At 71.9% G+C, this 19,570-nt stretch carries 21 protein-coding genes and 2 pseudogenes; 10 read left to right on the top strand and 13 right to left on the bottom strand.

The annotated features are described in order from the left end of the window. Positions 1-74 precede the first annotated feature (74 nt). Positions 75-830: pseudogene (locus tag LG634_RS26395) on the top strand (collagenase); the annotation flags it as partial. Positions 831-963: 133 nt separating this feature from the next. On the opposite strand, the gene LG634_RS26400 reads toward LG634_RS26395, so the two are convergent. Both LG634_RS26400 and LG634_RS26405 read right to left on the bottom strand, forming a co-directional pair. Next, on the bottom strand, positions 964-1,197 hold the full coding sequence (locus LG634_RS26400) for a hypothetical protein (protein WP_226737020.1): 234 nt from the start codon (positions 1,195-1,197) through the stop codon (positions 964-966). Between the two features lie 65 nt (positions 1,198-1,262). After that, on the bottom strand, positions 1,263-1,718 hold the full coding sequence (locus tag LG634_RS26405) for an SCO4225 family membrane protein (protein ID WP_226737022.1): 456 nt from the start codon (positions 1,716-1,718) through the stop codon (positions 1,263-1,265). A gap of 274 nt (positions 1,719-1,992) precedes the next feature. Here LG634_RS26405 and LG634_RS26410 point away from each other — a divergent pair, with 274 nt between their 5' ends. Together LG634_RS26410 and LG634_RS26415 are read left to right on the top strand one after the other, a co-directional pair. Continuing rightward, positions 1,993-2,316, top strand: a complete 324-nt coding sequence (locus tag LG634_RS26410) for a hypothetical protein (protein ID WP_226737024.1) — start codon at positions 1,993-1,995, stop codon at positions 2,314-2,316. Between the two features lie 78 nt (positions 2,317-2,394). Next, the gene (locus LG634_RS26415) at positions 2,395-2,670 is read left to right on the top strand and encodes a hypothetical protein (protein ID WP_226737026.1); all 276 of its coding nucleotides are present in this window, start codon (positions 2,395-2,397) and stop codon (positions 2,668-2,670) included. A 100-nt stretch (positions 2,671-2,770) separates the two neighbouring features. On the opposite strand, the gene LG634_RS26420 is transcribed toward LG634_RS26415, so the two are convergent. Both LG634_RS26420 and LG634_RS26425 read right to left on the bottom strand, forming a co-directional pair. Beyond that, entirely contained in the window at positions 2,771-3,187 is a 417-nt protein-coding gene (locus LG634_RS26420; protein WP_226737027.1) for a carboxymuconolactone decarboxylase family protein, read from the bottom strand. Continuing rightward, positions 3,184-3,876 (bottom strand): class II aldolase/adducin family protein, encoded by a 693-nt coding sequence (locus tag LG634_RS26425; protein WP_226737029.1) that lies wholly within the window; start codon positions 3,874-3,876, stop codon positions 3,184-3,186. The genes LG634_RS26420 and LG634_RS26425 overlap by 4 nt, the downstream gene beginning before the upstream one ends. Positions 3,877-3,996: 120 nt before the next feature. Between LG634_RS26425 and LG634_RS26430 the strand changes: the two genes are divergently transcribed. After that, positions 3,997-4,398 carry a MerR family transcriptional regulator gene (locus tag LG634_RS26430; protein WP_226737031.1) on the top strand — a complete coding sequence of 134 codons (402 nt, stop codon included), beginning with the start codon at positions 3,997-3,999 and terminating at the stop codon, positions 4,396-4,398. 48 nt (positions 4,399-4,446) lie between these two features. Here LG634_RS26430 and LG634_RS26435 read toward each other — a convergent pair whose 3' ends face one another. Further along, complete coding sequence (locus LG634_RS26435) at positions 4,447-4,776, bottom strand: NHLP-related RiPP peptide (RefSeq protein ID WP_226737033.1); 330 nt, start codon at positions 4,774-4,776, stop codon at positions 4,447-4,449. Positions 4,777-4,832: 56 nt separating this feature from the next. On the opposite strand from LG634_RS26435, the gene LG634_RS26440 reads away from it, so the two are divergent. Further along, a complete protein-coding gene (locus LG634_RS26440) occupies positions 4,833-6,023 on the top strand; it encodes a putative peptide maturation dehydrogenase (RefSeq protein WP_226737035.1) in 1,191 nt (396 codons plus the stop codon). Between the two features lie 20 nt (positions 6,024-6,043). Here LG634_RS26440 and LG634_RS26445 read toward each other — a convergent pair whose 3' ends face one another. The 6 genes from LG634_RS26445 to LG634_RS26470 all read right to left on the bottom strand — a co-directional run bounded on the left by LG634_RS26445 (position 6,044) and on the right by LG634_RS26470 (position 11,080). Next, complete coding sequence (locus LG634_RS26445; RefSeq protein WP_226737037.1) at positions 6,044-6,514, bottom strand: ricin-type beta-trefoil lectin domain protein; 471 nt, start codon at positions 6,512-6,514, stop codon at positions 6,044-6,046. Between the two features lie 397 nt (positions 6,515-6,911). After that, the gene (locus LG634_RS26450) at positions 6,912-8,441 is read right to left on the bottom strand and encodes an FAD-binding oxidoreductase (protein ID WP_226737039.1); all 1,530 of its coding nucleotides are present in this window, start codon (positions 8,439-8,441) and stop codon (positions 6,912-6,914) included. Positions 8,442-8,592: 151 nt separating this feature from the next. Next, positions 8,593-9,012 carry an RNHCP domain-containing protein gene (locus LG634_RS26455; protein ID WP_226737041.1) on the bottom strand — a complete coding sequence of 140 codons (420 nt, stop codon included), beginning with the start codon at positions 9,010-9,012 and terminating at the stop codon, positions 8,593-8,595. Between the two features lie 25 nt (positions 9,013-9,037). Next, positions 9,038-9,406, bottom strand: coding sequence for an RNHCP domain-containing protein (locus LG634_RS26460; RefSeq protein ID WP_226737043.1), 369 nt, complete (start codon positions 9,404-9,406; stop codon positions 9,038-9,040). Positions 9,407-9,668: 262 nt separating this feature from the next. Next, a complete protein-coding gene (locus tag LG634_RS26465) occupies positions 9,669-10,460 on the bottom strand; it encodes an alpha/beta fold hydrolase (protein ID WP_226737044.1) in 792 nt (263 codons plus the stop codon). Positions 10,461-10,624: 164 nt separating this feature from the next. Next, the gene (locus LG634_RS26470) at positions 10,625-11,080 is read right to left on the bottom strand and encodes a VOC family protein (protein WP_226737046.1); all 456 of its coding nucleotides are present in this window, start codon (positions 11,078-11,080) and stop codon (positions 10,625-10,627) included. 96 nt (positions 11,081-11,176) lie between these two features. Between LG634_RS26470 and LG634_RS26475 the strand changes: the two genes are divergently transcribed. From LG634_RS26475 to LG634_RS26485, 3 genes are all read left to right on the top strand, one after another. After that, on the top strand, positions 11,177-11,791 hold the full coding sequence (locus tag LG634_RS26475) for a TetR/AcrR family transcriptional regulator (RefSeq protein ID WP_226737058.1): 615 nt from the start codon (positions 11,177-11,179) through the stop codon (positions 11,789-11,791). A gap of 352 nt (positions 11,792-12,143) precedes the next feature. Next, positions 12,144-12,632: a hypothetical protein gene (locus LG634_RS26480; RefSeq protein WP_308072671.1), complete on the top strand. Its 489-nt coding sequence runs from the start codon at positions 12,144-12,146 to the stop codon at positions 12,630-12,632. A gap of 194 nt (positions 12,633-12,826) precedes the next feature. Further along, entirely contained in the window at positions 12,827-14,077 is a 1,251-nt protein-coding gene (locus LG634_RS26485; RefSeq protein ID WP_226737048.1) for a DUF3533 domain-containing protein, read from the top strand. A gap of 54 nt (positions 14,078-14,131) precedes the next feature. Here the strand turns inward: LG634_RS26485 and LG634_RS26490 are convergent, their stop codons facing one another. Beyond that, a complete protein-coding gene (locus LG634_RS26490; protein WP_226737060.1) occupies positions 14,132-14,377 on the bottom strand; it encodes a suppressor of fused domain protein in 246 nt (81 codons plus the stop codon). A gap of 70 nt (positions 14,378-14,447) precedes the next feature. Further along, positions 14,448-15,632 (bottom strand): annotated as a pseudogene (locus LG634_RS26495) (SMI1/KNR4 family protein); the annotation flags it as partial. 253 nt (positions 15,633-15,885) lie between these two features. Here LG634_RS26495 and LG634_RS26500 point away from each other — a divergent pair. Both LG634_RS26500 and LG634_RS26505 read left to right on the top strand, forming a co-directional pair. Beyond that, entirely contained in the window at positions 15,886-18,249 is a 2,364-nt protein-coding gene (locus tag LG634_RS26500) for a M9 family metallopeptidase (RefSeq protein ID WP_226737050.1), read from the top strand. Positions 18,250-18,449: 200 nt separating this feature from the next. Then, on the top strand, positions 18,450-19,490 hold the full coding sequence (locus tag LG634_RS26505) for a PP2C family protein-serine/threonine phosphatase (RefSeq protein WP_226737052.1): 1,041 nt from the start codon (positions 18,450-18,452) through the stop codon (positions 19,488-19,490). Positions 19,491-19,570: the final 80 nt, after the last annotated feature.

Here is a 19,570-nt window from a genome sequence, read left to right on the forward strand (position 1 = left end):
CCGACCCGGCCCAGCGACCGGCGCACGGCACCGCGAAGAGCACCCTCGCCACCACCGCCGCGGCCGGCGGCGGGAAACTGGAGTCGCGCATCCTGCCGCTCCTCCACACCTGCAGCCCCACGCTGCGGATCCGGGCCCAGGAGATGACCTCCGCCCAGCTCACGGCGACCTGCGCGAGCCTGGCCAACCAGGACGCCTTCTTCCACGACGTGGTGGGCGACTCGGGCCCGGTCGCCGACGACCGCAACACCACCCTCGAAGTCGACGTCTTCAACTCCAGCGCCGACTACAAGGCGTATGCCGGCCGGATCTACGGCATCGACACCAACAACGGCGGCATGTACTTGGAGGGCGACCCCTCCCGGACCGGCAACCAGCCGCGGTTCATCTGCTACGAGCGCACCGACGTGAGCCCCGGCTGGCAGATATGGAACCTCAACCACGAGTACACCCACTACCTCGACGGCCGCTTCGACCTGTACGGCGACTTCAACGCAAGCCAGAGCACCCCGACCGTCTGGTGGGGCGAGGGCATAGCCGAGTACGTGTCCTACTCCTACCGCGGCGTCCCCTACACCAGCGCCCTGGCCGAGGCGGGCAGGCACACGTACTCCCTCCGCACCGTGTTCGACACCACGTACGCCAACAGCAACGTCAACCGCACCTACAACTGGGGTTACCTCGCAACCCGCTACATGATCGAGCGCCACCCGTCCGACGTGGCCACCGTCCTCGCGCACTACCGCACCGGCAACTGGGCCGCCGCCCGCGCCCACCTCACCTCCCTCGACTACGAAGCCGACTGGAACGCCTGGCTGACCTCGGTGGCCACGAGCTCCTGACGCCGTACCCGGCCCCGTCGCGACGACCCGGCTCCCGCTCCGGACGACCCGGGCGGGGTCCGGGACCGGTGCCGTTCGGCTGCCGGCGCGGGTGAGGGTGCGGATCGGGCGGACGGGTCCGTCAGCCCAGGTCGAAGAGGCCGGGTGGCGCCTCCGCCGGTTCCGCCAGGGGCAGTTGCTCCTGCCAGGCGCGGGCGTCGCGCAGCGGCACGTGCATCATGCTGCCGGGGCACAGCTGCAGGGAGCGCGGCTCGCGCTTGTGGTCGACGACGCTCACGAGGCCGATGGCCCGCGTGGGCGCACCCCCGTACACGCCCCGGCATTCCGGGCACTCCACCCGCGGATAACTGGCCATGCCCCCAGTCTGGCGCATCGTCACGGCGGCGGGTACGGGCCGTGGTCCGGCCGACTCCCGTTCCGTCAGAGGTGCCAGAGGGCGAAGGCGCCGAGGACGAACAGGGCGCAGGAGACCGGGACCACCCAGGGCGGGGTGCCGGAGGTGCGGAACGAGCGGGTCCAGGCGGCGAGGAAGCGCGCGCCGAGGAGGCCGGCGACGGCGACGTACAGGAGGTACAGCGGTTCGAAGAGCCAGGCCGGGGAGTCGGTGTAGAAGCTGTGGCCGAGCAGCAGGTGGTCGATCTCGGTGGCGGCCAGGAGGAGGTGGACGACGAGGAAGAACGGGAGGGTCAGGATCACCACGGTCTGGCGGGGCAGCCAGGCGGCGTCGCCGAGCCCCGCTCCCCCGGCGACGGCCCACAGCGCGCACCCTGCGACGAGCACGAGGTAGGTGCGGGCGAGGGGCTCGCTCCAGGCCGCGGCGGCGGTCTGCCGCAGGCGGGTCGCGGGGGTTCTCTTCACGGTGGGGTGGCTGGTCATGGTGTTCCGGGGCCTCGAAGGATCGGCACGTGGCACTGGCCTGTGTGCGAAACGGTCACGATCGCCGTCAGGGCGAAACGTAACTGCTGGTTCCGCATGGAGAGACGCCCGGATCGGGCATATCGGCAGCCGGTCGGCAAGTGTTATGGAACGGTGAGCGTCCGAGATCACGATCCGGCGGCGACCGGCCCGTAACGGTTGACGGCTCCGGCACCCCCGTCCGGAGCCGGCACGGCACGGACAGACTCCATGGGCGGAGTATGGTCGGCGGACCATGACTTACTACGACACGTTCGGCTCCACGCGTCACGCCGCCGGGGAGTTGGCCCTGCTGGTCGGGGGCCGGCTCGGGCTGGACTTCGAGGCGCGGGAGAGCGATTTCCGGGGCACGTACTGGCGGGTGGTGCTGCCCGACGGGCACATCGAGGTCCAGCCGCAGGCGATTCCCGGCGACGACGGGCGGGACGACCTGTACGACGCAGGACTCCCCGCCCTGCTGACGCTGGTGCTCGTCATGACCGAGGCCTCGGACGCCGGCCTGCGCGAGGCGCTCGGCGGCATCGCGGGCCTCAGCCACCTCAGCCACGAGTCCGAGTGAGCGCGTGAGCGCGGGCCGGCCCCGTGGGGAGGTGCGGGGCCGGCCGGCCGTCTGCGTCAGTAGCGGACCCAGAGGACGATGACGTCCTGCCGGGTGGAGCTGAGGGGCTCGCAGAAGAAGATCGGGCCCCAGATCCGGTACCCCGCCTGGCCGGTCGCCTGGCACGCATCGTCAAGCACTCTGCCGGGCATCCCGGCGTTTCCAGGAGGACATGCCATATACCGTCGCGCAGCAGCCGCCCTCGCCACCGTCGCGACCGCCGGAGCGCTCGCGCTCGGCACCGCCGGTGCGGCCGAGGCCGCACCCGGCCCCGGCTTCTACGCCCGCAGCCACCACACCTCGTACGCCGACTGATGTGGTGCGGTACGTCCGGGCTGCGCAGCCGAGCACGAACGTACCGTCACCAACAGGCCCGCACAATAGGTCTAGGCCAATCTGCCGCTGCTGCCCCTCTTCAGAGCCGGACCGCGTCTCCCGCACTGTCCGCGTCACGGGCGAACTCCGCGATGATCTCGGTGCCGAGCGCGTACGCCGGGACGCCCGCGGTGATGAGGGCGGTCTCGGCGACGCCGATGAGGTCGGCGACGGAGGCGCCGGCGTGGAGGGCACCCCGGGCGTGGATCCGCGCGGGGTGCGCCCGGCCGAGCACCAGCAGCTGTCCGAAGTGCACGAGCTGCTGGACCCGTCCGCCGAGCGGGTTGTCGGTGAGCACGATGTGGCGCAGGGCCGCGATCGTCTCTTCCGTCGGCAGCCGGCCGTACTCCTCGGCCAGCCGCAGCCGGTCCTGCACCCCTGCGGGTACGGTCCCGAGCGTGGCGCGGTAGCGGTCGCGTACGGCCTCCGCACGGGCGGCCCGGGTGTCGTCCGTCATGCCGTGACCCGCGCGATCGATGCGCGTACGGCCTCCTGCGCGCCGGGCGGGAAGTCCACGGCTCCGCCGATCGCCGCCGCGGCGATCTCGGCCTCGGCGCTCTCCTCGACTCCCACGACGAGGTGGGCGGCGGCGGCCGGGTCCGGGCCGAAGACCAGGAGGCCGTGGTTGGCCAGCAGGGCCGCGGCCGTCGTCGGGCGCTGCTCCAGCACGTCGGCGATGCCGCGCACGGACACGTCCGATCCGCGGGGCCCCCAGGGCACCACGGGGACCTCTTCGGCCTGTCCGAAGCGGAGCATCGGTTCGGTGCGGCAGGGCAGCGGGCGGTGCGCGACGGCGAAGGCGGTCGCGGCGGGCGAGTGGGTGTGGATGATCGCGCCGACGTGGGGGCGGGCCCGGTAGACCACGCTGTGCATGGCGATGATCTCGGCGCTGACGGACTGCAGTTCACCTTCGAGGACCTGCCCGTCGAATCCGACGACCGCGAGCTGCTCGGGCCGCAGGCCGCGGACGAACCCCGGTGTCAGCAGCATGCGTTCGCCGTCGAGCCGGGCGCTCAGGTTGGCGTGCCCCGAATGGGACATCACCCCGGCGCGGAAGAGCTGGTCGGCGGCCTCCGCCAGTCGGACCGCCCGGGCCTGCCGGGTCTGCGCGTCGCTCGTGGTGCTGTTGCCGGTCGTATCACTCATTGCGTCTCCAAAGCTGCGGCCGGCAGCGCTCGTTCGCGCCGCCGTGCACGTGCCGGCCACTCTTCAACTTGAACTAAGGTTCAAGTCAACTGCGGGGAGCGCCGACATGGAGGAGCAGGGGTGCGGAGCGTACGCATGACGATCGGCCGGCTCGCCGAGATCACCGGGGTGCCCGCGTCGGCGATCCGGTACTGGGAGCGTCACGGCCTGCTGGCCGCCCCCGAGCGGGAGAGCGGCCGGCGGCGCTATCCGCCGGAGGCCGCCGAGCGCATCAAGGTGCTGCGCACGTGCCAGCAGGCCGGCCTGACGCTGGCCGAGATCGCCGAGTTCCAGCGGGAGCAGCCACACCGCGAGGCGATGATCCGCGCCAAGATCACCGAGGTCGAGCAGCGCATGATCGACCTCCGCCACGCCCACGAACTCCTGACCCACGCCCTGAAGTGCGGTGAGCAGGACATCGTCACCTGCCCCAAGTTCCTCGACCAGATGGCGGCATGGCAGACCCCGGCGCCCCCGCACTGAGGGGGAGGCCGGGGCTGCCGTATCGGTGAACGCTCGCGGGCGTCCCGGTCAGCCGGCGCGCAGCACCGCGGGGACCGAGTCCTCGGACAGGGCGAACACGACGGTGTGCGTGCCGGGGGACAGCAGGTGGTCGCGCAGCTGGTCGCGGGCCTCGGCGATGGCTTCCTTGGAGGCCAGCCGGTCCACCATCAGGCACCAGAAGGAGGAGGCCGCCCGCAGCTCCTCTTCGGGCATCTCGTAGCCGGCCCGGACGAGGGCGGCGTGGCGGTCCTGCCGGAACAGCTCACGGAAGGCGTCGTCGGTGGCGAGCAGATCGAGCAGTCGGTCGACGACCTTCGGCGGGATCCGCAGCTTGGTGTCGTGCACGGTCGAGGTCATGGTCTTCCCCCCAAACGAGTAGGTACCCGTCATTCTGGCGCAGTACGGTGTCCCGCATGCGTGTTCGCCGTTGTTCCGTGCTGTTTCTCGAGCCTCGCGAGGACGTGGCCTTCGACTTCGAGTCGTTGCTGACCGGCGGTTCCGGTCTGGGCCGCACCCGGCGCTGGCTGGCGTTGGCCGCACATCTGGACGCGGAGGTCGAAGTCGGGCTGCCGCAGCGTGAGTTACTGGGCCGCCTGAGTCCGGGCGAATGGCAGGAGACCGACTCGCTGGACGCCGAAGAGGCAGCGCTGGTGGCCGGGTTGGTCGACAGCGGCCTGGTGATCGCCGACGACGAGCGCCATGCCGCTCATCGTGAACGCGATGACGCCCTGCGCTCCGGGCACTGGTGGCCGCCCGCGGCGATGATGCACCGGCTGGCGCGGTGGGAGGGCCTGGACAGCGTCAGCAGCATGGAGGCCAACGAGATGACGACCGCGGCCGATCTGCGGCGCAAGCTCGGACCGCCGCCCACCCATGCGGCCGAGCGCGGCGGCGCACCGGACCGGGTGCCGCTGCCGCGCATCGGCGGCAACGCGTTCGACGCGATGCTGGCGAGGCGGGCGACCTGCCGGAACTTCGACGGCGGGCGGGCGCTCCCGCTGGAATTGTGCGCGCACATGCTGCAGCGGGTGTTCGCCGCGCAGTCCCAGGTGCGCGTCGACGACGACACCGTGTTCCTGAAGAAGCACACGCCCTCGGGCGGCGGGCTGCATCCGACCGAGGCCTACCTGATCGTGCAGAACGTCGACGGTCTCGCGCCCGGGCTGTACCACTACCACGCGGTCGATCACGCCCTGGAGCCGCTGCCCGGTCCGGACGAACCACTGGAGCGGTTCGCCCGGCGCGCCCTCGCCGGTCAGCACTGGTTCTCCGACGCGCCCGTGCTGGCGGTCCTCGCGCCGCGTTACGCGCGCAGTTTCTGGAAGTACCGTCACCACGCCAAGGCGTACCGCGCCCTGGTGCTGGACAGCGGGCACCTGTCCCAGACCTTGTACCTGAGCGCGACCGAACTCGGCCTCGGCGCCTTCGTGACGTCGGCGATCAACGAAGTCGACATCGAGCGCGGCTTCGGCCTGGACCCGCTGGCCGAAGGCCCGCTGGCGGTCTGCGGTTTCGGCTGGCGCGCGCGGACCATGGCCACCGGCGAGTTCGATCCGGCCGAGGAGGTCTGGCGGCGGACGGCGGACCCGGCCGACGAGGGCTGAGTCCGCACGGCTGCCGGAGGTCAGGCGACGGCCAGGCTGATCTGCTCGTCGAAGACCACCCACTTCTGGCCGGGGTCGGCGTTGTCACAGGGCTTGGTGGAGATGTTCGGAGTCCCCCAGGCGTTGGCGAGGCAGTAGGCCGGGGCGAAGGAAAGGGAGATCTGCTGGCCCGAGACGTTCCAGTACTGGCCCTGGTCGCCGGAGTTGCAGGGCTTCGTCGAAACCGTGGCGGTGTTCCACGTGTTGGCCAGGCAGTAGCCGCGGGCGCCGGTGAGGGAGATCTGGTGTCCGGAGACCGTCCAGTGCTGGCCGGAGTCCGCGGAGTCACACGGCTTTGAAGAGATGTTCGGAGTCCCCCAGGCGTTGGCGAGACAGTAGCGGCCGGGGACGCGCGCGGCCTCCTGTGCCGCGCCTGCCGGGCCGGCGGGCAGGAGGGAGGCGGTCAGGGCCAGGGCGGCGAGGGCGACGGTCTTGCGGAGGGTCATTCCCATGATGCGGATTCCATTCCGGATGCCGGCCGCACACGATTGAGCACGGCCGGAAATGGGGGTTATTCGGCTCGGATCCGAGCTCATGGAAATTGATATCAGCGATGACGGAGAGGTCGGAAAAAGTGGCCGACCGCTTCACTCGATGCGCCCATTCGCGCGATGATCCGAAGATCATCTTCTGGCGAATTCTCGCACACCGGGCTCGACGGCATACCCACTGACCAGCGAGGTTTCCAGTCCAAAGGCCCCAACCCCACGGCGACCCAATGAAAAACCCCGCTACGCCGAAACGTTTTCGTCCGCTTTTCTGATTCACCTGAACGCAGCAGCATGCACGATATCGAGCCGAATCCACGCACCAGATGAACGGCAGTCGAATCCGAAGTTTCCGGAAGGGTCACAAAGCCTGCGGGAAATCGAAGACGCGCTGCAGGTCGTAACGCTTCTTCACTGCCGTCAGACGGGCGGCGGCAGACCCGTAGTAGGCGGTGCGCCAGTCCTTCAGGCCGGCGTCCGCGTAGTTCTGGTAGGCCGCACCCGAGGCGTACCGGCGCATCGCCGTGTGCGTGCCGTCCAGCCAGGCCGTCTGCACGCTGCCGGACCCGCCGGCCGGCCAGGAGCCGAGGTACTGCGCCAGGAACCGGGAGTTGCGGTGCACGAAGGCCGTGGCCTGCGGCGAGACCCGGTTGACGGCGCCGCCGAGCGCGGTGAGCGCGACGGAGACCGCGCCACCGCCGGCCGTCTGCCGCCCGTACCGTTCGACCTGGTCGAGCAGGGCCCGGACGCCGGCCGTGGTCAGCGAGCGGTTGAAGAAGTCCGAGCGGGCCGCGTACGTCTCGCGCTGGAGCACGCCGGTGGGCTGGCGGCCCGGCGTCTTGCCGGGGAGGTGGCACTGCGTGGTGGTCTTGGTCGCGCAGCCGGCGTACATCCGCATGGTGTCGAGGTAGCCGCGGCGGCGCAGGGAGACGTACGAGGCGGGGGCGCCGGCGCGGTCCGCCAGCCGGTCGACGGCGTTCTGCAGTGCGCCGTACGTGCCGAGCGAGAAGCAGCTGACGGAGACGGTGGGCGTACGGCCGGGGGCCGCGGACAGCCGCAGCGCCGACCAGATCTCGTCGGGCTGGGTGGGACCCCACTCCTGCCAGGCACGGAGGACGGCGGCCGCCTTCGGCCAGGGCCAGGTGAGGTACGCGGTGACGCCGTCGGCGGCCTTGTGGGTGCGGAAGCGGAGTTCGGTGACGACGCCGAAGTTGCCGTTGCCGGCGCCCCGCAGCGCCCAGAACAGGTCGGCCTCCCGGTCCTTGGACACGTCGAGGGTCTTGCCGTCGGCGGTGACGATGCGGGCGCCGGTGAGGCTGTCGCAGGTGAGGCCGTACGCCCGGGAGACGACGCCGTGGCCGCCGCCGAGGGTGAGTCCGGAGACGCCGACCGTCGGGCAGGAGCCGGCGGGTATGGTGACGCCGTGCGCGCCGAGCCGGTCGTAGACGTCGATGAGCTTGGCGCCGGCCCCGATGACGGCCCCGCCGGCCGTGGCGCGTACGGACTTCAGCGCGGAGACGTCGACGACGAGGCGCCCGGTGCCGCTGGACCAACCCGTGTACGCGTGACCGCCGTTGCGTATGGAGACGGGGACCCGGTGGCGGCGCGAGAAGGCCAGGCACTCGGCGATGTCCGCGGTGTTCGCCACGTACGCGACGGCGGCGGGCCGCTGCCCGTCGAACCGCGTGTTGTACAGCTGCCGGGCCACGGCGTAGTCGGCGTCCCCCGGCCGGATCAGGCTCCCCTGGAGTCCGCGCCCGAGGGCGGCCCAGTCGGCCGCGCCGGGTGCCCCGCTCTCCCGCCGCCCGGCGACTGCACTCCCCCGGCCGGCTCCCCAGGCCGCAGCCGCCGCGACCCCGGTACCTCCGACCAGCACGGTCCGCCTGTCCATGACGCCCCCTCCACACCCACCGCTCTGCATCCTTGCGCCAGCAGAGAGTGCGAACGGGGGCCATCGGTTCCCGAACCATGGCCAACACCCGCACGGCGCCGGGCCGGAAGCCGGCCTGGCGCCGTGCGGTTCGCCGGGGGCGGCGCGCCCCTCACAAGGTGAGCAGGACGCGGCCGGCGGCCTTGGGGTCGGCCAGGGGCCTCAGGGCGAGGCGGACCAAGGCGAGCGGGTTGTCGTCGCCGGCGATGCGGTTCGCGCTCAGCTCGCCGCAGGAGACGCACTGGTGGATGATCATCCACTCGCCGTCCGGGCGGACGGACAGGCCCAGGGCCTCCATCCGGCCGCGGCAGTCCGCGTCGCGGTCGCCGGGGATCTTCCGGTCGACGTGCAGGCTGGCCAGACAGTGCGGGCAGTGGTTGCGGTGGGCGGTACCGGGTGCGTCCAGGGAGACGTCGAGCCGGCAGGACGTGCAGCGGAAGTCGTTGGCCCGGTGCCCGCCGTGGGTGTGCAGGACGTCCTTGTGCCGCTGCGGACGGCGTCCGCCACGGGTGCTGCGGTTGTTGCGCGACATGGTGGTGCTCCTTCCTGACGGGCGGTCAGAGGGTTCCGAACGCTTCGAGCGGGAAGGGGGGTTGGGCCAGCGGGCGGACCGCCATGCGCATCAGGATGAGCTGGTTGTCGTCGGTGCAGACCGCGTTCGAGGTGAGCTCGTCGCAGCGGACGCAGCGGTGGATCAGCATCCAGTCTCCGGTGCGGAGCACGGCGATGGCGATCGGGGACATCCGGCCCTCGCAGTCGCTCGGGCCGCCCTCGACATGGTCGAGGACGTGCCGGGAATGCAGGCAGGAGGGGCAGTGGTTGCGCGCAGCGCCGTCGGCGGCGTGCGCGGACACCGTCAGACCGCACCAGGCGCAGGCGAAGGTGCTGAGGCTGAGAGTGTTGTTGTTGGTGGTGTGGCTGGACACCCGGGTGCTCCTTGCTGGAAGTGGGTCGAAAGCAGCAAGAGCAGGCCGAGTGGCCTCGTCAGAGGGTTACGCAGTGTGGCGAGGCGCACTCGGCGCGGGCCGGGTCATCAAAACACCCTTTCCCGGGGCACACGAGCCCGGAATGAAGCAGACGGATCGGAGCAGCCGCTCTGAGCAGCTGTTCGAAGCTAACAGGGCCCTTTCCGGGGGCGTCAACGCATTATTCGGCGCCGCCGGGGCGGGAGCGTGGGCGGGGCGGACGTCACGCCGCCCGGGACGCGGCGCGCAGGATGGGCATCATCGTTTCCACCGTGTCGCGGGACAGGTGGTCGAGGATCAGGCGGTTGACCAGGGACGGGTTTTCCATGGGGACCAGGTGGGAGGCGCCCGGGAGGACGGCGAGCCGAGAGCCGGGGACGGCGCGGTGGAGGGCGAGGGTGTGCTCCAGCGTCATCATGTCGTCGTCGCCGACGAGCACCAGGGTCGGTGCGGTGATCCGCGCCAGGTCGTCCGGTGTCATCGTGGGCTGGCTGCGCCACATGTCGAGCATCTTCGCGGCGACGACCGGCCAGTGCCCGGCGCCGTCCGGGGTCACCGGCGCGTACATTCCGCGGAAGAACTCCATCTCCTCGCTGTCGCCGGCGAGCGCGTCGACCATGTCCGGGACGACGAAGGCCTCGGCGGCGGGGCGGAAGTTCGCGCCGATCACCACGAGCTTGCGGACCAGGTCCGGGCGGTCTCCGGCCACGATCAGCCCGACGATGCCGCCGTCGCTCCAGCCCACCAGATGCGCCGGCTCGCGGACGACCGCCTCCAGGAACTCGACCGTGTCGTCGGCCATGACCTGGTACGACAGGGGCCCCTCGACGTCCGGGGTGTGTCCGTGGGCACGGCGTTCGGGGAGGTGGACGCGGTACGCGGCGGCGAGGTCCGCGCGCTGTGCGGCCCACGTCTCGTTGGTGCAGAAGCCGCCGTGCAGCAGGACCAGGGGGTCGCCGCTCCCCTCGGTCTCGTACCAGGTCCTGGTGCTGGGTAGGTGCACGTATTCGCCCATGGCCCGGGCCTCTCCGGGCGGTACGGCGGCCCGCTGCGGGCCGTGGCCCCGGGCGCGCGCCGCCCTCGGACTGCGCTCCGCTCCTGCGGCCAGTGTCCGCCCGGTCATCCGGCGCTGCAAGGGGGCCGGGGGCGCGGGCCTCCGGGGTGGGCCCGGCGCCGGGATCAGGCGTACTGGGCGGCGTACTCCTCGCCGGGCGGGACGACGGTGATGACGTCGATGAGGACGCCGTCGGGCGCGGCGACGATGAAGTGGCGCTGGCCGAACTCCTCCGTGCGCAGGGACAGCAGCTCGGGCAGACCGGCCTCGGTGACGAGCCGCCGGTGCTCGGCGTCCACGTCGTCCACCTCGAAGTTCAGGAGCAGCCCGCCGCGGAGCGCCGTGCGGTGGGACTCGGGGACCGTGGGGTGGGAGTGGTCGAGCAGGGCCAGCTCGTACTGCGGTGCGTCGGGGCGGCGCAGGCTGACGTACCAGTCCGCCTCGAAGGTCGGCTCGAAGCCGAAGTGGCGGGTGTAGAAGTCGCGGGCGGCCGGTACGTCCGCGGTGGCGAGGACGGGGTAGAAGCCGCTGAGCTTGGCCGCGGGCATCGGCATCGGCATCAGCGCGGGTTCGTTCGTCATGGCAGGGCCCTTTGCATCCGTTTCACATACCCGGAGTATGTGAACCATGGAGTTAGCATACTCCGGGTACGCGAAAGAGGAAGGGCGGTGCACGGAATGGTGGTCAACCGGGCCGAGCAGCGGGCGGCGACACGACGGGCGCTGCTGGCCGAGGGGCAGCGGCGGTTCGCCGCCGACGGCTACCACCACGTGGTGCTGGCGGACGTGGCGCAGGCCGTCGGCGTCACCAAGGGCGCGGCGTACCACCACTTCGACAGCAAGGCGGGGCTCTTCCGGGCCGTCGTCGCCCAGGTCCAGCACGATCTGGGCGAGCGGGTCGCGGCCGCGGCCGAGCAGCACGGGGACCTGTGGGAGCAGTTGCGGGCCGGCTGCCGGGCGTTCCTGGCGGCGGGTACGGATCCCGCAGTACGTCAGATCCTGCTGCTGGACGCGCCGACCGTGCTCGGCTGGGACGAGTGGCGGGCGCTGGACGAGCAGTCCTCCGCCCGGCATCTCGCGGAGGCCCTGACGGCGCTCACCGAGGCCGGGATCATCGCCGACCAGCCGGTGGAGCCGCTGGCCCGGCTGCTGTCGGGCGGGATGAACGAGACCGCGCTGTGGATCGCCCGGGGCGGGGACCCGCAGGCGGCGGAACAGGCCCTCGACCGGCTGCTGGCGGGCCTGCGGGCCACCCCTGCAGCCGGTCGTCCCACTGCAGCGGAGAGCGCGTGAAGCTGCCCGTCACCGTCCACCAAGTCCGCCTGGGGGACTACGGGTTCCGAGTCGTCCGGCCGGCCCGGCCGCTGACCCGTGCCGTGCTCTTCGACCGCGACCGGCACCTGGACGTGTGCCTCGACGAGCAGGCGGCCCGCACCGTCGCCGGGCTGTGGCTGCCAGGGGTGTTGCGAAGGTCCCGCACGGCGCCCACGGCGCCCGGCACGCCCTCTCGCCGCACCGGCCGAAGCCCCGAGTACGCCCAGTACGAGGGCCTTCGCCCGGCAGGCCGAGAGCACGCACCGGACACCGCGGGCACCACACAGGACCTTCGCAACACCCCCTCGCCGCCCGCTCCCCGCGCTCCCTCGTGCACCTGCCGCTCCGGGGCAACCACCCGCCGGCCGGGCAGACGCCGGGCGACGGCGCCGGACCCCGGCTCGACCTGGTGCTCCTCCACCACTCGCTCCGGTTCGCCCCCGCGCGCTGGAAGCAGGTGCGGGCCCGCCTCGGCCCGGGCCGCCCCGGGACGGCGGACCTGCCCGAAGCCGGTCGGAGCCACGGCGACCGCGAGGGCGACCGCGAGGGCCCGCCGGTCTACCACGCGGCCCGCCACTACCGGGAGAACCACGACCTGTTCCACCAACACCTGCACGCCGAAACCCTGTTCATGACCGGCAGTGCGAAGGTGTTCCGCGACATCGCCCACCACTTCCTGGACATCGCCCGCGAAGGACCGGACCGCATCCGGGTGCACGGCGCGGACGCGCATTTCTGTACGGAGCTGCACAGCGGCGACGGGGTCCTGGGCCATGCCCGCGAACTGCACATCGAGTACTGCGACCGCTGGGGCCCGTAGCCCGGCCCGGCCGCGGGGACCCGGCGGCGCCTCCGGCAGGTCGTACTGGGCCGCTTGCGGGGCTCGGCTGGGCCGGACGGGGTACGTGACGGGCCGGGCTTCGGGGAACGCGGGGGTTCGGGATGTGGGCTACCCCGGGGGCCGGTCGGTCGGCCCGCCGTTTCGCCCTCGCGCACCGGAGGTCACGGAGGCCCATGTCCGAGCCCGCAACTCCCCAGGCCACGGCTTCGGCGCTACTGCGCCGCCCGGCGCTGTGGCTGGTCCCGGCCGTGCTCACCGCGCTCCTCGCGCTGCTGCTGTCGCTGCTGTACATGGGCGGCATCCTCAACCCGGCGCAGGATCTGCGCGACCTGCCCATCGCCCTCGTCGACGACGACACCGGCGAACCGGACCTGGGCGCGCAGATCACCGCCGCGATCGCCCGTGACGACGCCGGCGGGAAGGCCGAGTGGCGGGTGGTGACCCGGGCCGAGGCGCAGGAGCAGCTGGACTCCGGGAAGGTGTACGGGGCGCTGGTGGTGCCGGCCGGTTTCTCGGACGCCGCCGGGGCGCTGACGACGGCCCGGGCGACCCGTCGGCCGACCATGATCGTGCTGACGAATCCGGGCAAGGGCGGACTGGGGTCGTCGCTGGCCGCCCAGATCACCACGCAGGCCGCGCACCGGGCGTCGCGCGTCGTGGGGCAGCGGCTGACGGCGGCGGCCGGTGCCCGGGCGACGCCCACGGCGAAACTGCTGCTCGCCGATCCGGTGGAGGTCGTCACCGAGGTCGGGCACCCCATCGGCAACCACAGCGGGATCGGGCTGTCGGCCTTCTACTACACGCTGCTGCTGGTCCTCGCGGGGTTCATGGGCGGCAACGTGATCAGCAACGGGGTCGACACCGCCCTCGGCTATGCCGACAGCGAGATCGGGCCCTGGCACACCCGGCGGCCGACCGTGCCGATCAACCGGACGCAGACGCTGCTGCTCAAGATGGTGATGACAGCGGTGATCTCGTTGGTGAGCACTGCTCTCGTGCTGCTGGCCTGCACATCGATCCTGGGCATGGACACCCCGCACGCCCCGCTGCTGTGGATCTACTCGTACTGCGCGACCCTCGCGGTCGGTCTGGGAGTCCAGGCCATCAACGCGGCTTTCGGCGGGATCGGGCAGCTGGTGTCCCTCTTCGTGTTCATCGTGCTCGGACTGCCCTCGTCGGGCGCCACCATCCCCCTCCAGGCGGTCCCCGACTTCTACCGTTTCCTGGCCCACTTCGAACCGATGCGGCAGCTCAGCGACGGCGTACGCGCGATCCTCTACTTCGACGCCCGCGGCGACGCCGGCCTGACCCGCGCCTGGGTCATGATCGCGATCGGCGTGGTCCTGGCCCTCCTCTTCGGCTTCGCCATGACCGCCTACTACGACCGCAAGGGCCACAAACGCCTGACCCCCCAGCCGGCCTGACGCCGAGCCGGCCTGACGCCGAGCCGGCGGCGGCGACGTACCCGGCCCGTCCGCTCAGACCACGGACGGGCGGTGCGGGTCGACCGGGTCGATCTCGCGCTCGTCGAAGAGGCCCTCCAGGGCCTCCAGGCCGTGCTCGCGGCGGTGGTCCTTCTCCGCCCTGGTGATCGGCAGCAGCCACAGCAGGCGGGCGTGGGCCGTCCCGTCCCAGGCACAGACCTCGAAGTCGGGTCCGTACGGGTAGGGCAGGCTGATCAGGTAGTGGTCGCACGCGGAGTCGTCGAGCCACGGCCGGCCGATGGGGAAGCGGAACCGGAGGACATCCCCCGATCATGTCAGCCCCCGCCCCACAGCCGGCGACGGGGCTTCACGCCCGGCCGCCCCGGGGGGTGGCCAGCAGCTCGCGGCCGCGTTCCGGCGTCAGCAGGGGCCCGAGCAGCGGGTCGGCCACCCACCCCAGGGGCGCCAGGTGGTCAGGGCCGGGCGGTTCCCACTCCGGGAGGGCCTCGCGGAACGTCCGCCACGCCCCGTCGTCGTCCCCCAGCCGGGCCAGCTCCCGCGCACGCCCTACGGCTTCCCCGAACGGGCCGGCCGGCGCATACCGGTACGTCCCGCCCCGGACCTGCGCCAGAACCTCGTGCGCCAGGGCCACCACGCCCTCGCCGGCCCCGCGCAGATGGAACATCAGCGCGTCGTCGTCGCGGTGATCGTGCGCCACGTGCTCGGCGACCAGGGGCGGCAGCAGCTCGGGCGCGTACCGCGGGTCGGTCACCAGGTCCTCGAAAAAGACCTGGGAAGTCTGCCCGAGCAGCCGGCGTATCTGGTCTCCGAGGCCGGTGGCCCGCGGTCTGCCGTACGCCCCGGCCTCGTCCAGCGCGTCGGCGGCGGCCTCCCAGTCACCGCGGAGCGCCGTCACCCGGGCCTGCTCCAGCAGCGCGTCCAGCTCGCGCGTCGTGGCGTTGTCGAACTCGGGAACGCCCGTGTCCGGGCGGGCCCGCAGGCAGTGGAACTCGCGATACATGTCCTGCATGAACGCGAGGAAGTTCGCGTGCCGTTCGGGCACGTCGGCCCGCCAGCTCGCCCAGGTGTACACGGCCCACTCCCCGTCCTCGGCCACGTCGCCGGGGTCGAGGATCACGTAGACGGCATCGGACTCGAGGTCGAGCTGCAGCCCGCGCCGCCAGGGGTCCCCCTGCCGACCGCCGGCCGGATCGGCGTCGTCCACCGCGTACTCCTCCAGGATCTCCGCGAGCCCGGACTCGTCGTCGTGCCAGTGCACGTCGGCGGTACCCGCCAGCAGCCAGACGAACTCGCCCGCGTTCCGCCAGCCGTCGCTGACCTTGAGGAACTCCCGGTACGACGGGGGCAGTCGCCGTCCCAGGCGCGCCTCCGTCGCCTCGATCCGCGCCTCGGGTGCGGGCGGGAACCCCAGCCACCGGTCCCGCCGGGCGGCTTCGTCCTCGTCGCTCTGCTCCTCGTCCGGCAGCGAGTCCGCCCACTCGCCGCTCCACCGGAGCAGGAAGGACTGCCAGTCGAAGCATGTCGTGTCCGTCATGCGTCCGATGCTGACAGCAGCCACTGACAGCCCCGGTCTGTGCGGTGGACGACCGCGGAGCGCGGGCCGCGCACCCCGCCCCGGCGGGGCCGTTTTGTCCGTGCTGGGGCGGAAGTTGACAACGTTTCAGTCGCGGCCTGATGGAAATCTTGCCGAAAGTCTTCCGCCGTGTTGCGGCATGTGAAATTTTACATGTCACACATCAACGGCTCGTGTCCCCCGCACGCGCCCCACGGCCCGGAGGCCCCCACAGATGCATCCCTTCCGGATATCAAAGGCCGGCGCGCGCAGAGTTCCTGCGCTCGGTGCCGCCTTCTTCCTCGCGCTCGGCCTGTTCGCGCCACAGAGCCAGGCCGCCGCGACCGCCGCCGGCACGACGGCCGCAACCGGTGAGAAGGCGCGCGGGACCACCGTCGCGGCCGCCGCGCCGAGGGCCGTCCCGGTCCCCAAGTCGCCCCATGCGATCAGCAAGAACCCGCGGTTCAAGCTCTCTTCGCAGGACGGCAGCGAGGAGACCGGCCCGGCTCCGGCGCCCGCCGTCCAGCCGGCCAAGACGGGCAGGACCAGCAAGACGGGCAAGTCGTCCGCTGCCGCCGCCGCGGACCAGTGCGGCGACCTCTCCTCCGTCGTCAACGCCACCGGCCCCGCGCTGGTCCAGCAGCTCAAGGCACTGCCCCGCATCGACTGCACGTACCCGCTGTTCGGCCTCACCGGGGACAACGCGCGCAAGGCGTTCCGCGAGGCCCAGATGGTGACCGTCGCCGACGCGCTGCGCCAGGCCTCCGCCTCGTACACGGGCAACAACACTGCCTCGATAGGCCAGTTGGTGCTGTTCCTGCGCGCCGGCTACTACGTGCAGGACAACCACGCGGACGTCGTCGGCCCCTACGGCACCGCCCTCGACACCGCCGCCCTCGGTGCGCTGGACGCCTTCTTCGCCTCCCCGCGCAGCAAGGACGTCACCGACGCCAACGGCGAGATCCTCAACGAGGTCGTCACCCTGATCGACAGCACCCAGGCCGCCGGCCGGTACGCGGGCGTGGTCAAGTGGATGCTCGGCAGCTACAACGGCACCTGGCCGGCCCAGATGAACCTGGCCATGCAGCACGTCGAGTGGGTCGTCGAGAACGGCTTCAAGGCGAAGAACGACGCCCGCGGCTGGCGCGCCGCCCTCAAGGCCGATCCGGCCATCCTCGACACCTGGGCCGGCTTCATCACCCGCAACAGCGCGCAGCTGAACCGCCTGGACGTCGTCAGCAACGTCGGCCGCCACCTCGGCAACGCCCTGGACGTGCCCGAACTGAAGGACCGTCTCCGGCCGCTGCTGAAGGACCTGATCAACCGGTACCCGAACGTCGGCCCGACCGCGCCGATCACCATGAACCTGGGCTGGCACACCCGTCAGTACGACCGGGGCAACTGTGCCGCGTACGCCATCTGCGACCTGGGCGACCGGGTACTCCCGCAGGTCCTGCCCATCCAGCACGCGTGCAACGCGGACCTCAAGATCCGCGCCCAGGACGTGTCCCCCGGGCAGCTGGCGAGCACCTGCACCAGCCTGGTGAACCAGGACGCCTACTTCCACCGGATCATCGGCGACAAGGGCGCCATCCCGGGTGACGTGAACACCAACCTGGAGGTCGTCGTCTTCGACGACTACACCCAGTACGCGCTGTACGCCTGGGCCATCTACAACATCGACGTCGACAACGGCGGCATGTACGAAGAGGGCAACCCTGCCGTCCCCGGCAACCAGGCCCGCTTCATCGCGCACGAGGCGCACTGGCTGCGGCCGGACTTCCAGATCTGGAACCTCAACCACGAGTACACCCACTACCTCGACGGCCGCTACAACATGGCCGGCGACTTCGAGGCCAGCCTGACCACGCCGACCATCTGGTGGGTCGAGGGCATCGCCGAGAACATCTCGTTCGGCTACCGGAACGAGCGCAACGCGGACGCGATCGCCGAGGCCGCGAAGAACACGTACAAGCTCAGCGAGCTGTTCGACACGGTCTACAACCAGGACGGGGACCCGTCGGTCAACTCGAGCCGGGTCTACCGGTGGGGCTTCCTCGCGGTCCGCTACATGCTGCAGGCCCACCCGGCCGACGTGCAGACCGTGCTGGGCAAGTACCGCGCCGACGACTGGGCCGGTGCCCGGACCTTCCTGAAGCAGACGATCGGCACCCGCTACGACGCCGGGTTCGCGACCTGGCTGGCCGGGTGCGCGGCCAACGACTGCGGTCCGCTGCCGGACGCGCCGGCCACTCCGGTGTCCGCGCCGCTGTGCACGTCGGGCGACCCGCGCCAGTTCGACGGGAACTGCCGCCGGGAGGGCCTGGCGGCCACCGCCGGCAACTACAGCTACCACTTCGTGTACCTGCCGGCCGGGGTGCAGGAGCTGACCATCAGCAGCAGCGGCGGCACCGGCAACGCCGACCTGTACTACGGGGGCGGCAGCTGGGCCACCACCGGCAGCCACCTGGCGAAGTCCACGAACGGCGGCAACGCCGAGACGCTGACGATCACCAACCCGCCGTCCGGCTGGGTCTACTTCAGCCTGGCCGCCGCGCAGGACTTCACGGGCGTCACCCTGACCACCCGGTCGAAGTAGCCGCGGCCCCGGTCGCCCGAACCCTGCGGCGGTCCCCGCCCTCCCGGCAGCGGAGGGCGGGGACCGCCGTCCGCGTACGGACGGCGGGGCGCGGCGGCCTCGGGGAGGTCGAGCGCGGTGTCCGGGTTGTGCATATTCTGAGGGGTGTGATCGAGTCCGGGCGGACGCGGGGCCGGCGGCGGTACGGTCGGGGGTGGCTGGTGCGGCTGTCTCCGGTCCTGCTGACCGTCGTGATCGCCAGTCTGGCCTACAGCACTCCGCCGGACATGGCCTTCAGCCGGCTGCTGCCCGCGGCGCCGGCGCTGGCGGCCGCCATGTGGCCCGTGCTGCCGACCGTGCTGCTCGGCACGGCGTGCCTGATCCTGATGATCGGGCTGAGCCTGGTCTTCCCCGATCTCGGCACGTGGTGGACGTGCGCGGGGATCATCGCGGTGACCGTGGCCGCCGCGTACGGGAGCCACGTCCGGCTCAAGCGGGAGCGCACGCTGTTCCAGGTACGGCTGGTCGCCGACGCGGCGCAGCAGGTGGTGCTGGGGCCGATGCCGCGCCGGTTCGGCGCCGTCGAGATCGAGTCGCTGTACCTGGCGGCCGCCGCGGAGGCCCGGATCGGCGGGGATTTCTACGAGGTCGTGGACACGCCGTACGGCGTACGGCTGCTCATCGGTGACGTGCGGGGCAAGGGGCTGCCCGCGGTGGGGGCGGCCGCGGCGATCGTGAACGCGTTCCGGGAGGCGGCGTACGACGAGCCCGGCCTGGTCGACGTCGCGCGCCGGCTGGACGCCGGCAGTACCCGGTACAACGCGGCCTTCTCGCCGGAGGGGACGATGGAGCGGTTCGCGACCGCGCTGCTCGTCGAGATGCCGCGGGAGGGCGGCGGCCGGATCGGGATCCTCAACTGCGGGCACCCACCGCCGCTGCTCGTGCACCGCAAGACGGTCCGGGTCCTGGAGTCCGACATCCCGTCGCCGCTGCTCAGCCTCGCGGAGCTGATCGGCGACCACTACAGCGTGGACACCTTCGACTGCGCCCCCGGCGACCTGCTGCTCCTGTACACGGACGGGATCGCCGAGGCGCGGGCCCGTGACGGCGAGTTCTTCCCGCTGGCGTCCTGGATGGGCCGGCAGCCTTCGACGCCGCCCCGCGAACTGCTCGCGGCCCTCCACCGGGACCTGCTGCGCTACACCCGGGGCCGCCTGGACGACGACGTGGCCGCCCTGGCCGTCCGACTGCGCGAGACCTGAAGGCGGGCTGCGGCGAGCCCGGCATGCCGAAACGCCCGGCCGGGTGTCCCGGGCGGGCGTTTGGGTGTCTGGGGGGGGCG

The organism is Streptomyces bambusae (genome assembly GCF_020532645.1).
Taxonomy (GTDB): domain Bacteria; phylum Actinomycetota; class Actinomycetes; order Streptomycetales; family Streptomycetaceae; genus Streptomyces; species Streptomyces bambusae.